10 protein-coding genes and 1 other RNA gene are annotated in these 13661 nt (G+C 59.7%); 10 read left to right on the top strand and 1 reads right to left on the bottom strand.

Annotated elements, in window-relative coordinates:
- The first annotated feature begins 2 nt into the window (after positions 1-2).
- Positions 3-1196 carry a clostripain-related cysteine peptidase gene (locus NQ559_RS00935; protein WP_018695372.1) on the top strand — a complete coding sequence of 398 codons (1194 nt, stop codon included), beginning with the start codon at positions 3-5 and terminating at the stop codon, positions 1194-1196.
- 604 nt (positions 1197-1800) lie between these two features.
- On the opposite strand, the gene ffs is transcribed toward NQ559_RS00935, so the two are convergent.
- Positions 1801-1898, bottom strand: an RNA gene (gene ffs / locus NQ559_RS00930) — signal recognition particle sRNA small type.
- 49 nt (positions 1899-1947) lie between these two features.
- Between ffs and mltG the strand changes: the two genes are divergently transcribed.
- The 9 genes from mltG to NQ559_RS00885 all read left to right on the top strand — a co-directional run bounded on the left by mltG (position 1948) and on the right by NQ559_RS00885 (position 13649).
- A complete protein-coding gene (gene mltG, locus NQ559_RS00925) occupies positions 1948-2961 on the top strand; it encodes an endolytic transglycosylase MltG (RefSeq protein ID WP_018695373.1) in 1014 nt (337 codons plus the stop codon).
- Positions 2962-2981: 20 nt separating this feature from the next.
- Complete coding sequence (locus tag NQ559_RS00920; RefSeq protein ID WP_018695374.1) at positions 2982-3584, top strand: L-threonylcarbamoyladenylate synthase; 603 nt, start codon at positions 2982-2984, stop codon at positions 3582-3584.
- Between the two features lie 19 nt (positions 3585-3603).
- Positions 3604-4173 carry a DUF4199 domain-containing protein gene (locus NQ559_RS00915; protein ID WP_018695375.1) on the top strand — a complete coding sequence of 190 codons (570 nt, stop codon included), beginning with the start codon at positions 3604-3606 and terminating at the stop codon, positions 4171-4173.
- 21 nt (positions 4174-4194) lie between these two features.
- Positions 4195-5142 (top strand): glycosyltransferase family 2 protein, encoded by a 948-nt coding sequence (locus NQ559_RS00910; protein WP_026318278.1) that lies wholly within the window; start codon positions 4195-4197, stop codon positions 5140-5142.
- Positions 5143-5148: 6 nt separating this feature from the next.
- A complete protein-coding gene (locus NQ559_RS00905; protein WP_018695377.1) occupies positions 5149-5613 on the top strand; it encodes a DUF4293 domain-containing protein in 465 nt (154 codons plus the stop codon).
- A 187-nt stretch (positions 5614-5800) separates the two neighbouring features.
- Positions 5801-8581, top strand: coding sequence for a DUF5689 domain-containing protein (locus tag NQ559_RS00900; RefSeq protein WP_154654002.1), 2781 nt, complete (start codon positions 5801-5803; stop codon positions 8579-8581).
- A gap of 10 nt (positions 8582-8591) precedes the next feature.
- Entirely contained in the window at positions 8592-9821 is a 1230-nt protein-coding gene (locus tag NQ559_RS00895) for a DNA/RNA non-specific endonuclease (RefSeq protein WP_018695379.1), read from the top strand.
- A 20-nt stretch (positions 9822-9841) separates the two neighbouring features.
- Positions 9842-10873, top strand: a complete 1032-nt coding sequence (locus NQ559_RS00890; protein ID WP_022332966.1) for an endonuclease/exonuclease/phosphatase family protein — start codon at positions 9842-9844, stop codon at positions 10871-10873.
- A gap of 16 nt (positions 10874-10889) precedes the next feature.
- Positions 10890-13649: a carboxypeptidase regulatory-like domain-containing protein gene (locus tag NQ559_RS00885; protein WP_018695381.1), complete on the top strand. Its 2760-nt coding sequence runs from the start codon at positions 10890-10892 to the stop codon at positions 13647-13649.
- The last annotated feature ends 12 nt before the right edge of the window (positions 13650-13661 follow it).

Genomic DNA, 13661 nt, shown 5'->3' with positions numbered 1-13661 from the left:
GCATGAACAGAATCGGTTACATAACGGCGATCCTGCTGGCGGTGCTCCTCTGCGGCTCCTGTATCAACGAGGAGTACGCCGGCCCCGATCCGGATCTGCCCACGCGGACGATCATCGTCTACCTGGGCGGCGACAACAACCTCTCGGAGGAGACTGGGCGCAAGATCGAGGCCCTGCGGCAGGGATGGACTTACACCGGGAACAAGTGCCTGATCTATCAGGATTCCCGCGACGGGGCCCGTCTGCTGCGCCTGCGCGGGGGCTGCCGGACGACGCCGACGCCCTATGTGGAGACCGTGCGGGAGTACGGTGCGGAAAACTCGGCCTCGGCGGAGACTTTCGCCCGGGTGCTGCGAGAGGTTGCCGCCGAATATCCGGCCGACAGCTACGGATTGATCTTCTTCTCGCACGCCAGTGGCTGGTTGCCGGCTGGCGCTTTGCAGAACCCGGCGCCCCGATCCCGTTCGGTCGGGGTGGACGACGGGGACGCGGGACATGCCGAGATGGATATTGCCGAGTTTGCGGCAGCGATACCCGGCGGGATGTTCGATTTCATTGTTTTTGAAACCTGCCTTACCGCAGGTGTGGAAGTTGCTTACGAACTGCGCGGGAAGTCGGATTACATGCTGGCTTCTTCGGCAGAGATCATCTCGCCGGGTTTTACACCCGTTTATCCGTCGGCACTGCGGCTGTTGTGCGACACGTCCGTGGAGATGCGGACGGCGCTCGAAGGCTTCGGGCGGGCATACATGGATTATGTTGTGGCAAACTATACGGGGGCACGCCGTTCGGCGACCCTGAGCCTGACCGATATACGTGAAATATCCCCACTGGCTGCCCGGATGCAGGCAGCGCTTCGGACTCACTCAGCCGAGGCGCCCGATCTATCCCGTCTTCAACATTTTGATCGTCCGGGCAGCTATGGGGATTCTCCGGCTTTGCCGCGCTTCTTCGACCTCGGCGAGTGGGCGGAACTGCGGGTCGCTCCGGCCGGCTATGCGGCCCTCCGGGCCCAGCTGGAACGGACGGTCGTGTGGAAGGCCGCGACGGAAACTTTCATGAACGGGTATAACGGTTTTGCCATCCGCCGTCACTCGGGGCTTACGACCTACGTCGAGCAGGATGCCTTCCCCGACCTTAACGAGGCTTACCGCCGTTCGGCATGGTATCGGGCGACACGGGGAGGCAATAAGTAGATATAAATTTACTATCCGAATTGAATAACCCAGGAATACATGTCCAGACAGCCCCGTCCGAAAAGAAAATGCCGCCGCAGGTCTCCGGCGGTCGTGTTCCGGGGTTGTATAGGCACCCTGTTCCGGGTGTCGCTTGCCGGACTGTTGGCCGTGTGCATGCTCACTGCATTCCTTGTCTGCCTGCCGGTTTCCCTGGCCGATCTGGTGCGTAAGCGCTTGTAAATTTGAGGTCGGGGAAAGTACGGATTCGTCTCCCCAAGACCGGTGCCGCAACGGGCGAGTTGCTTGATCTGAAAGCAGGGCTGCCTATTTCTCTGCCGGCTTTCCGGGTTTCGTCGGAACGTGCAATGGCACCGCCGCCGCAGGGCCGTCCGGCCTTATCCTCGGCCAGTCCTTTCTTGCGCCTTATTGCCAATAGCAGGGTGGGGGATATGCTTTTGCGATGATGATAGCGGGGGACGTGGTATGTTTTGAGTGGCTTTATACAGCAGGGGTGTTTGTCATATTAAAGCAACGCAGCATGTTGCGAAGTTCGAGTTACTAAAAAGATATCTATAAAAAAAACGGCGTTGTAACTAATTGAGTTACAGCGCCGTTATGCAAAATGGGTGAGCTACTTACATCGCACCGCTACGACCACATACCCTTGCTCGATTCCTCGCCTGGGGGATTCTGTAGGAGCTGGTCGTATAAGACTCACCCGGGCACAAAAGTAGGAATTTTTTATATCTTTGCAAAAAATTTCGGCCCGATGCGTAAAAAAACTTTTCGCTATATCCTTTTCGCCTGCCTTGCCTGCCTGCTTGTCGCGGGGGTTGTCCTGCGGCAGCAATTTTACGGGAATGCCGTACGCGCGGAGCGCGACCTCTATATCGGCAGCCGTGCCGACTACCAAAGCCTCACCGATTCCTTGCTGCCCCGGCTCAGGCACCATTGGGCTTTCGGCCTCTATGCCCGGCGCATCAATCTGCCGGAGACGTTCAAGCCCGGCCATTACGTGCTGGAACCCGGGATGAGCGTGATCCGGGTGGCGCGGATGCTCAAACTGGGGCTTCAAACCCCCGTGCGGGTTTCGATCAACAATGCCCGCATCCCGGCGCAGCTCGCGCAGAAACTCGCCCGGCAGATCGACGCCGACTCCACGGCGATCATGCGGGTGCTGACTTCGCCCGAAGTGGCACGGAGTGTCGGTTTCGACAGCGTGACGCTCTTTTCGATGTTCATCCCCAACACCTACGAGTTCTACTGGACGGTGACCCCCGAAGAGTTCGTGCAGCGCATGAAGCGCGAGTACGACCGTTTCTGGACGCCCGGGCGCGACGCCCTGCGCGAACGCAGCGGTCTGAGCCGGCTCGAGGTCATGACCCTCGCATCGATCGTCTACGAGGAGACCCGCAAGACCGACGAGATGCCCCGTATCGCAGGGGTGTACGTCAACCGCCTGCGCAAGGGGATGCCCCTGCAGGCCGATCCGACGGTCAAGTATGCCATGCAGGACTTCGGACTGCGGCGCATCCTGCACAAACACCTGAAATACGAGTCGCCCTACAATACCTACCGCAACAAGGGGCTGCCGCCTTCGCCGATCTGCATGCCCGGCATCGACGCCATCGACGCCGTGCTCAATTTCGAGGAGCATGACTACCTTTTCTTCTGTGCGCGGGCGACGTTCGACGGCTACCACAACTTCGCACGGACGCTCCGCGAGCACAATGCCAATGCCCGGGCTTACAGCGCCGAACTGAACCGGCGCAAGATTAAATAATTTTTCGTACATTTGTCCTAATGCTTACGAAGATCTACGAACAGAACCCCTCGGAGCGGGAATTGCAGAAGGTGGTCGACGTGCTCGTCCACGACGGGATCGTCATCTATCCGACCGACAGCGTCTATGCTTTCGGCTGTTCGCTCCATTCGCCCAAGGCCATCGAACGCCTGCGGCGGATGAAGGGTAAGGATGCCGAGGCCTTTTCGGTGGTCTTCGGGGATATCGCCCAGGTGGCGGAGTATTGCCGCGTGGACAACACGGCGTTCCGGATCCTGAAACGGAACCTGCCGGGGCCCTTCACGTTCGTGCTCACGGCATCCTCGCGCGTGCCCGACAAGGCGCTTGAAAAGCGCCGTACGATCGGTATCCGTATTCCGGACAACGCCATATCCCGCGCCATCGTCGCCGCGCTGGGCTGCCCGCTCGTCACCACGTCGGTGAAGGACGACGACCAGGTCGTGGAGTATACCACCGATCCCGAACTGATCCATGAGCGCTATGGCCGCGACGTGGCACTCGTGATCGACGGCGGCATGGGGGACAACATCCCCACGACGGTCGTAGACCTTACGGGCGACGAGCCCGAAATCCTGCGCGAAGGCAAGGGGGAACTGCAATGAGATCAAATATAAACTGTATATGGAAAAAACGAATTTCTGGAAAGATGTCGCCAAGTACGGCGCGATCATAGGCGCCCTGCTGGCCGTCTCGTTCATGTTGGAAACCCGATTGCAGATTTCGGCCAGTTTCGGCCTGTACGCAATCGAATGGATTGCCGTCGTCGTACTGCATTACTATCTGCTGCACCGTTTCACGCGCCGGTATTCGATGATGTATACCGCCGAGGAGGGTTTCTCCTTCGGTCAGGGATACGCTTACATCCTCTCCGTCTCGACCGTTGCGGGGCTCATCGTCGGTATCGTGCAATACCTTTACATGCACTTTTTCATCGGTTACGCCAACTATACGGAGCGTACCACAGCCGCATTATCCGATTATATAGGGCGGAACGGCGGGGTGCCGGCCAACATGGAATCCATGCTGTCGCAGATGTTCGACCAGATGCAGAATACCCCCGAACCCTCCTTTTTAAGAACCCTGTGGGCTGTAACTTTCCTGAGCATCCTGTTCGGTGCCGTTTTCGGCCTTATCATTGCAGGCGTGTTGTCGCGTGCGCCCAAACCGTTTGACACCCCGCTGAGCGAATAGAGGCATACCGTGAATAATAAACTGGACATATCCGTCGTAGTACCGCTCTACAATGAGGCCGAGTCCCTGCCCGAACTGGTGGCATGGATCGACCGCGTTGCCGTGTCGCATGGCTATGCCTACGAGGTGATCCTCGTGGACGACGGTTCGTCCGACGGCTCCTGGGAGGTTGTCGAGTCGCTCAGGGAGAAGTACCCGGCGATCCGCGGCATCGGCTTCGCCCGCAATTACGGCAAGTCGGCAGCCCTGTACTGCGGTTTCGCCGCAGCCGAAGGCGAGGTCGTCATCACGATGGATGCCGACCTGCAGGATTCGCCCGACGAAATCCCCGAACTGCGCCGCATGATCCTCGAAGAAGGGTACGACCTGGTATCCGGCTGGAAGAAGAAGCGCCGCGACCCGGTCGGCAAACGCTGGCCGAGCAAATTCTTCAACTGGACGGCACGCCGGGTCTCCGGTATCAAACTCCACGATTTCAACTGCGGGCTGAAGGCCTACCGCCGCAAGGTCGTCAAGTCGATCGAGGTCTACGGTGAAATGCACCGTTTCATTCCGATTCTGGCGAAGCAGGCCGGGTTCCGCCGTATCGGCGAAAAGGCCGTCGAGCACCACGCCCGCAAATACGGCTGTTCGAAGTTCGGCCTCGAACGTACCGTGAAAGGCTACCTGGATCTGATCACCGTGCTGTTCATGACGCATTTCGGCCGCTCGCCGATGTATTTCTTCGGCAGTCTGGGAACGCTCATGTTCCTTATCGGCGGCGGGACTACGGTGTGGATCATCGCCGCAAAGATCTGGAAACAGATGCACGGGCTGTCGCTGCGTCCGGTCACCGACCAGCCGCTCTTTTACCTGGCGATCCTCGCCGTAATCCTCGGCGTGCAGTTGTTCCTGGCGGGGTTCCTGGGCGAGCTCATCAACCGGGGTTCGTCGGACAGGAATAAATACCTGATTGATAAAACTTTGTAAATAATTATGATACAACGAATCCAAACACTCCATCTGCTCATCGTCACGGCGCTCATGGCCGTTACGCTCTTTGCCCCGCTGGCTTGGTTCGCGGGCGATGCGGGTGAGTTCTGGCTCTATGCCTTTTCCCTGCAGACCTCGGCCGGAGAGGCCGTACAGTCGACCGTCTACATGGGCGTCGTGCTGGCACTGGCCTGCGTGCTGCCTTTCATTACGATCTTCCTGTTCAAACGCCGCCTGCTCCAGATCCGGCTCTGTGTCGTGGAGATCGTGCTGCTGATCGGTTCTGCGGTTATGGAAGCGGCCTATTATTTCCTCAGTTGGCGGGTCTTTTCCGAACTTTCGTTCCATACGCAGGGTTTCCGGCCCGCCATCGCACTGCCGCTCGTGTGCCTGCTGTTCGCCTACCTCGCTGCACGGGCTGTTTTCCGCGACGAACTGATGGTGCGTGCCGCCGATAGAATACGTTGACGCGCACCATACGACCGGACGTGGCATCAATCGGCCCGTCCGCTGAATATATCCCGCTTGCGGGATATATTTTTTTATGCCTGCCGGAGCCATCCGGCGGTTGAAAGGCATTCCTTGGCATTCGATTTGAAGCGGATATACAGGAAATTAGGAAATTCATTCATTCCTGTCTAAAATAAACGCTTCTATGAAAAAATCGAACTTTTGGAAGTTATTGTCCGGCACGGCGTTCTTTGCCGCCGTGGCCCTGGCCTCATGTGTGGACGATAACGACGACAAGGGGATGCCTTATCTCGAAGTCACCCCCGATGTGCTTACGTTCAATGCCGACGGTGCCCCGGAAGGCGCCTCCGCATTCACCGTAAAGAGTAACCGCCCCTGGACGCTCGAAGTCCTGGAGGGCAGCGACTGGGTTACACCCTCCGCGACGCAGGGTTCGGGCGACGGCACCGTCGAATTCACCATCCCCGCGAGCAACGTGGGCCGTATCGCCAAGCTCTCGTTCAACCTGAAGAACGCCTATGGCGCCTATTGGACGAAAGAGGTCACCATCGAGCAGGGCGAGGCACCCAAGGCCGGTGAGGTGAGCGCGCTGGTGGCCTACATCAAGAACACGTGGCCGAGCCTTGAAAGCGGTACCGAAGAGCTGAATTACAGCCAAAAGACGATCCCCGCCGTGATCCTCGCCAACAACGAGGGCGGCAACAATTTCGGCAAGCTCTATGTCGGCGACAACATCACGCTGCCCAACTCGGCCATCATCCTTTACAGCACGACCGAGTTTACCCGCGATAACAGCGCGAAATATCCCGTCGGCAAGAAGGTCACGCTCGACTTGTCGGCTGCCCAGTATGCGCCCTACGGCAATCTGCGCGAGCTGAAGAACGTCGTGGTGACCGTCTCCGACGATCCCGCCGTCGAGGTGGCCGTGCCGACGCTTTCGGCCGCGACGCTCAACGAGGGCAATTATCAGGGGCAGTATGTCCGGGTCACGAACCTCACGCCGCAGTCGTCGTTCGTCGGCGAGGCGTGGGCGACTTCCGCCAAGCGCGTCGTGCGCTTCGATGCCGCCGGAGGCGAGACTGTCCAGAGCTATATGGCTACGGCAACTGATGCCGCCGGTTTCGCCGCGATCACGATCGCCGACAAGACGGGCGCCCTGCTCGGTACCGCCGAACAGAATTTCAAGAACATACAGGTCATCCCGACCACGCCTTCGGATGTGGCCGCATTCGTCGCTTCGGGGGCTTCGCTCGGCATCTCACCAGAGGATAACCTCGTGCTGGCTTCGACGTCGGGCGCTACGGCGACCGTGACCGTCACGGCCAACATCGCGTGGACGGCCACCATGAGCGGCGACGGCTTCACGATCTCACCCCAGGGCGGGGATAACAACGGTACGGTCACCGTCACGGCGACCGCAGCCAATGAAACCTCCGCATCGAAAGACCTGGGCAGCATCACCTTCTCGGGCGAGGGCGTCACGCCGCTGACCCTGCGTGTCGCGCAGGCCGCCAAGCCGAGTGCCGAGCCCAAGACAGTTGCCGAATTCGTTGCCTTCGTCAAGGGGCTGGCACCTGCTTCGGGTGCCGAGGCTTCGCTCGGCGAGTGGACGGGACAGACCGTTCAGGGATATATCGCCGCCAACGACGCGGGCGGCAACCTTTACCAGATGATCTCCGTCGTGGATAACACCGGGGATGCCGGTTCGGGTATCCTGCTCGGCGATGCGGCGTACGAAACCGTCGCCGACTACCCGGTCGGCGCCCGGATCACGCTGACCCTCGATGCGACGAGTACGGTCTACAACTCCTATGGCCTGTATAAGATCAATAAGGTAACGACCGCGGTCGACAACTCGTCGCCCGTGCAGATGGTCGTGCCGTCCGTCACCCTCGCGCAGTTCAATTCGAACGATTATATGGGTATGAACGTGAAGGTCACGGGGCTCGCATTCAAGGGCGAGGCCGGCGAGATGTGGTACAGCGGTACGGCCAACTATTCGACCCGCCTGTTTACCGATGGGAGCGGCGACCTGGCTGTGCGTACCTACAAGACCGTCGCATGGGGCGGCGAGTTGATCTCGTCGACCGTGACGACCGGTTCGCTGACCGGCGTGGCCGAAGTCTACGACGGTGCGGCGCAGCTCTACCCGCAGTCCGCGGCGGATGTCGCCGACTTCAAGGTCGATGCTTCGACGCCCGTAATTACGGAGGTCGACCCCGCATCGCTGACCTGGGGTGCCGAGGAGACGGTAACCAAGGATGTTGAGGTTACGGTCGTCAACCTCGGGTCGAACGCCCTGACGGTCGATAACGATGCGATTGCGCCCTTCACGGCCGTAGTCAACGGTACCACCGTTACCGTCACGCCTCCGGCTCCCAACACGACCTCCGACGACATCGTGCGCACGATGACCGTCTCGGTTGCGGGCGGTAACAGCCGCGAGGTTACGCTCACGCAGTTCGCGGCCGGGTCGGGCGGCGATACCAAGGGCATCTATACCTCCATGAGCCAGTTCATCCCGGCTGCCACCAGCACGACCGACCGTTACTATCCTTCCAACTCGACGATCGACGGCCAGCCCGCTACGGGTTTCAAGCTCGGGACGAGCAGCCTTGCCGGCGTATTCACCTCCGAGGCGCTGGGGGCATCGCTCACGGGCGATAAGAAACTGTCGTTCTATGCCGTGGCATGGACGGGCAAGGCCGCCACGGTCTACATCCGGGTCAACAACGGCGGTGCGGTGAGCGGTGACGGCAGCCATGCGATCACGGCCAGCGCCGGTGCCACGGGGGCGGGCAACGACTTCACCTTCACTGACGTGACCGATTCCGATTACTACACCTTCCAGCTCACGGGGCTGACTGCCGCATCGACCGTGACGATCTCCACGTCGCCCGACTTCACGGCGGCATCGGATCGCAATACGGGGCGTGCCATCGTGCTGGGCGTACAGGTCTATTGATATGAAGAGGATGCGTAAATATCTGATACGAACGCTCCTCGGGGTTGCTGCGGTCGTGGCGGCGGGTTTCGCCGCCACCTCCTGCAGCGACGACTCCGATTCGGGTTCCGGGGTCTTCCGCGTGGAGTGGGATCCCACCAAGACCGTGCACCCCGACCGGGAGGGCGCTGCCGTGCTGATCGTGGACGGCCGCGAGGGGACATCGTGGAGGGCCGAGATCACGGCGGGCGCCGACTGGGTTTCGTTCAACCGTACGGCTCCGGGCGGGCAGACCGTCAAGACCGGAATTGCCGGAACGGGCCTCGCCGCCCGCAACCAGTATGTCTATTACTGGCCGAACGACACCCGGGGAGAGCGGCATGCCATGATCCGCTTCACGTTCGACGGGCAGGCGCCCCTCGAACTGGAACTCACACAATACAGCACCTCGGCAGCCGACGATGTCTACCAGACGGGCCATAACCTTGTCTGGCCGGAAATCCCGGCCCGGAAATCCGACGATGCGTATGTCTATGTGACGCATTTCGCCTTGTTGCGCAACCAGAATACGGGTGTAACCTACAACGCCCGCAACTTTACGATGTGCTTCGACAAGACCAAGTTCGCCGCCTGGTGGGTGGCCTATCCGCTCCACAGCGCTTACACGGGTTCGGGGCGTGTCGAAACCTGGGCATACGACCCCAAGATCGCCGCCGAGTACCAGGCCAACCTGACCAAAAGCTATCCGGCACGGAATTTCGACCGCGGGCACCAGATCCCCAACGCCGACCGCAGCGGGAATGCCACGATGCAGGCACAGACCTTCTATTTCTCGAATATGACGCCCCAGAATTACAGCCTGAACCAGAATCCCTGGGCGGCGCTCGAGAAGATGGCGCGCGATAACTGGATGTGCTCCGATACGCTCTATGTCGTCACGGGCGCCTATTGGAATCCCGGCAGCACCTTTGCAACGCCCGATATCGACGGCAAGCAGTGCCCCGTGCCGAACTACTATTTCAAGGTGTTCGTCCGCACGGTCAAGGGCAATGTCCGCCAGGCGGGCGACCGGCTGGGCGACTATCCGGCCGACCAGCTGAAGTCCATCGGGTTCTGGGTCGAGAATGCGGGCGGACAGGGGACTGCAAGGAGCTGGGTGAAAAGCGTTTCGGAGGTCGAAAGCCTCACGGGTTTCGAATTCTTCCCTTCGGTGCCCGCCGCCGTCAAGGCGCAGAAAGACGCCGCCTCGTGGGGATTGTAAAACCTTAAAATTTCAGAATGATGAAAAAACGATTGATATTCACCCTGTTGCTGGCGGCATTCATTGTGGCGTGCTTCGCGCAGAAGCCCTACAAGGTGATGTTCTACAACCTGGAGAATTTCTTCGATACGATCAACGACCCCGAGGTGCTCGACGACGAGTTCACCCCCGAAGGGCCCAAACAGTGGAACTCGGCCAAGTACAACCGCAAGCTGGGCAACATCGAACGGGTATTGTTCGACCTTGCGGCTGCCGACAAGGTCTATCCTGCCGTGATCGGCGTGTCGGAGGTCGAAAACCGCTCCGTGCTCGAGGATATCGTGGCGGCGCCCAAACTGGCGCCAGCCGATTATCGTATCGTGCACTACGATTCGCCCGAGGCGCGCGGCGTCGACGTGGCTTTTCTCTACCGCCCCGAAGTCTTCAAACTGGAGGGCAGCTATCCGGTGAAAACCGTCGTGCCGTCGCTCCCTAATTTCAAGACCCGCGACATCCTGACGATGTGGGGAAGGATCGACGACGAACCCTTCTTCTTCATGGTGGCGCACTGGCCTTCGCGGCTGGGCGGCAAGGACGCTTCGGAATTCAAACGCATCGCCGTCGGGGAGCAGATGCGCCGGATCGCCGATTCGGTGCTGAAAGCCGACCCCGCGACCCGGATCGTTGCCATGGGCGACTTCAACGACGACCCGACGGATCCGAGCATGGCCGAAGGCCTGGGTGCCCGAACGCGCATGAAGGAGCTCGAACCCGGCGATTTCTACAATCCCTTCGGGGACATGCTGCGTGCGGGGATCGGTACGCTCGCCTACGGCGACGCCTGGAACCTCTTCGACAACATCGTGGTCTCGGGGAACATGGTCTCGGGTGACGACGGTATGCAACTGCGCAAGGCTCCCGGTTCGAAGTACTACGGCAACATCTTCCGCAGGCATTACATGGTGCAGCGGGAGGGGCAGTACAAAGGTTATCCGCTGCGTACCTATGTGGGAAACAACTTCCAGGGCGGTTACAGCGACCACTTCCCGGTGTATATCTATTTTGCCAAATAATTTAGCTACATAGTCTATGAAAGTCAAAATTCTACTGATTTTAGTACTCTCCGTCACCACGCTGACCGCCTTTGCACAGGACGGCGGCGTCAGGGGCAGGGTCGTTTCGCGTGCGGGGCGTGTGGCCCTCGACGGCGTGAAGGTTACGATGACGCCGGGCGACGTGATCGTGATGTCCGATGAGCGGGGTAATTTCCTCATCGAGAATGTCCCTGCGGGCGAATACTCGCTGCAGTTCGAGACCCCCGAGTTCGAACCCCTCGCCATCGCCGTGCGCGTGGGTTCGCAGGTGCGCGACATCAATGCGGTCGTGTTGGTGCCCGACGTGCCCCGGCAGATGATCGACGACGCCGTGTTCGCGGAGTTCGACATGGAGACCGTCGACGATGCGCAGGCATTGCCTACGTCGCTCTCGGCCTCTAAGGACATCTTCAACAACATCGCGTCCTACAAGTTCAGTGAGATGCGCTTCAACGTCCGCGGTTACGATTCGCAGTACCAGGACGTCTACATGAACGGCATCCGGCTCAACGACGCCCTCACGGGCTATACGCCGTGGTCGCTGTGGAGCGGCCTGAACGACGCCACACGTAACCAGGAGGTGACGTCGGGTATCGTGGCCTCGGACGTCGGGCTGGGCGGCATCGGCGGTACGACCAACATCATCACCAGCCCGTCGCAGATGCGCAAGGGGTTGCGTGCCAGCCTCGTGAACGGCAATTCGATGTACCGTTTCCGTGCAATGGTCACCTATGCCTCGGGCTATCAGGACAACGGCTGGTCGTATGCCTTTTCGGTTTCGACCCGCCAGGGCGGCAACTCCTATGTCGACGGCGTTTACTACAATGCGTTCGGTTATTTCGCCGCCGTCGAAAAGCAGTTCGGCCAGCGCCACCGCCTGGCGCTGACCCTGTTGGGTGCCCCCACCGAACGCGGTGCGCAACAGGCCGCCACGCAGGAGGCCTACGACCTGGTAGGCAACAACTATTACAACCCCAACTGGGGCTGGCAGGACGGCAAGAAGCGCAATGCCCGCGTGCGTAACAACCACGAACCCATCGTGATGCTCAACTACACGTTCGACATCTCCGACCGTTCGAAGCTGGAGCTGGCCACGGCGCTGCGCTTCGGCAGGAACGGCTACTCGGCACTGACGTGGCAGAACGGCCCAGACCCGCGCCCCGACTACTATCGTTACCTGCCGAGCTATTTCGCACTCGACAAGAACTATGTCGGTGCCGCATGGCAGCAGGTCTACTGGCAGGCCAACTACCAGAACATCCGCCATTTCGACTGGGAGCAGATGTACCAGACCAACTATAATCAGAACGATCCCCTCGACGAGCAGATCTACGGCCCCGGCCGGCGGTCTAACTACATGGTCGAGGAGCGCCATACCGACCAACTGGACTGGAACCTCGTGGCCAGTTTTTCGCATATCTTCCGCGACGATTCCAGGATCAACGGCGGACTTTCGCTGCGCCGTAACCGTACGGAGTACTACTCGCAGGTGAAAGACCTCCTGGGGGGAGACTATTGGGCCGACATCGACAAATTCGCCGAACGCGATTTCGGTTCGAATACGCAGGCCTACCAGAACAACCTCGACTATTACAACAAGTACGGCCATGCGCATGCCGCCAAGGTGGGCGATAAGTACAGCTACGATTACTATGCCCACGTGCTCAGCACCCGGGCGTGGGCATCGTACGGCTTCAACGTCGGCGGCTTGGGCATCACCGTGGGCGGCGAAGTGGGCTATGCGAAACTTTGGCGCGAGGGTTTGTGGCGCAAGGGGCTCTTCCCCGACAATTCGAAGGGCGACTCCCGAAAACTGGATTACCTGACCTACAAGGCCAAGGGTAACTTCTCATACCGCTTCTCCGCGGCGCATGCCGTCGAGGCGAACGTCGTCTACATGCAGGAAGCGCCCGAGTTCCAGTCCTCGTTCGTTTCGCCCCGTACGCGCAACACCACGACACCGGGGCTTTCGGCCGAGCGCGTCCTCGGCGTGGATGCGTCGTACAACCTGCGCTACGGCGATTTCAAGGCGCGCATTTCGGGCTATTATACCCGCATCTACGACCAGTCGAAGGTGATCTCCTATTACGACGACGTGGCCGCCACCTTCACCAATTTCGCCATGAGCGGCATCGACAAGGTGCATTTCGGCCTCGAGGCGGCCGTCTCGATCCCGATCTACCACACGCTCGCCCTGAACGGCGCCGTGAGCTGGGGACAATATACCTACGATTCGAACCCCTATTACCTGCAAACGCAGGACAACAGCGGCGATATCGTCTCCGACGGTTATGTCTACTGGAAGGATTTCCGGGTCGAGAGCACACCCCAGACGGCCGTCAACGTCGGCCTGTCGTGGCGCTCGAACAACAACATCTACCTCTCGGCCGACTTCAACTATTACAACAACATGTATCTCTCGATGAGCCCGATCTACCGTACCGACGCCGTAATCACGGGCGGCATGGCGCCCGGCGACATCGAACACCTGCGACGCCAGGAGAAGTTCGACTCGGCCTATACGCTCAATGCCAGTATCGGCAAGAACTGGTATATCCACCGCAAGTATACGCTGGGATTCAGCCTCGACGTCAAGAACATCCTGAACAATCAGGACATCAAGACCGGCGGCTATGAGCAGACACGCCTCTCGAAAAATACCGAGACCACCGTGACGACCTACCAGGCTTTCGACTCGAAGTATTTTTACATGTTCGGTACGACCTATTACCTCAATCTCTATTTCCGTTTCTGACGGCTGGACGAA

This window comes from Alistipes onderdonkii, assembly GCF_025145285.1.
GTDB classification, from domain to species: Bacteria; Bacteroidota; Bacteroidia; order Bacteroidales; family Rikenellaceae; genus Alistipes; species Alistipes onderdonkii.
Note: the sequence above shows the minus strand (reverse complement) of the source record. Positions and strands in the feature narration are given on the sequence as shown.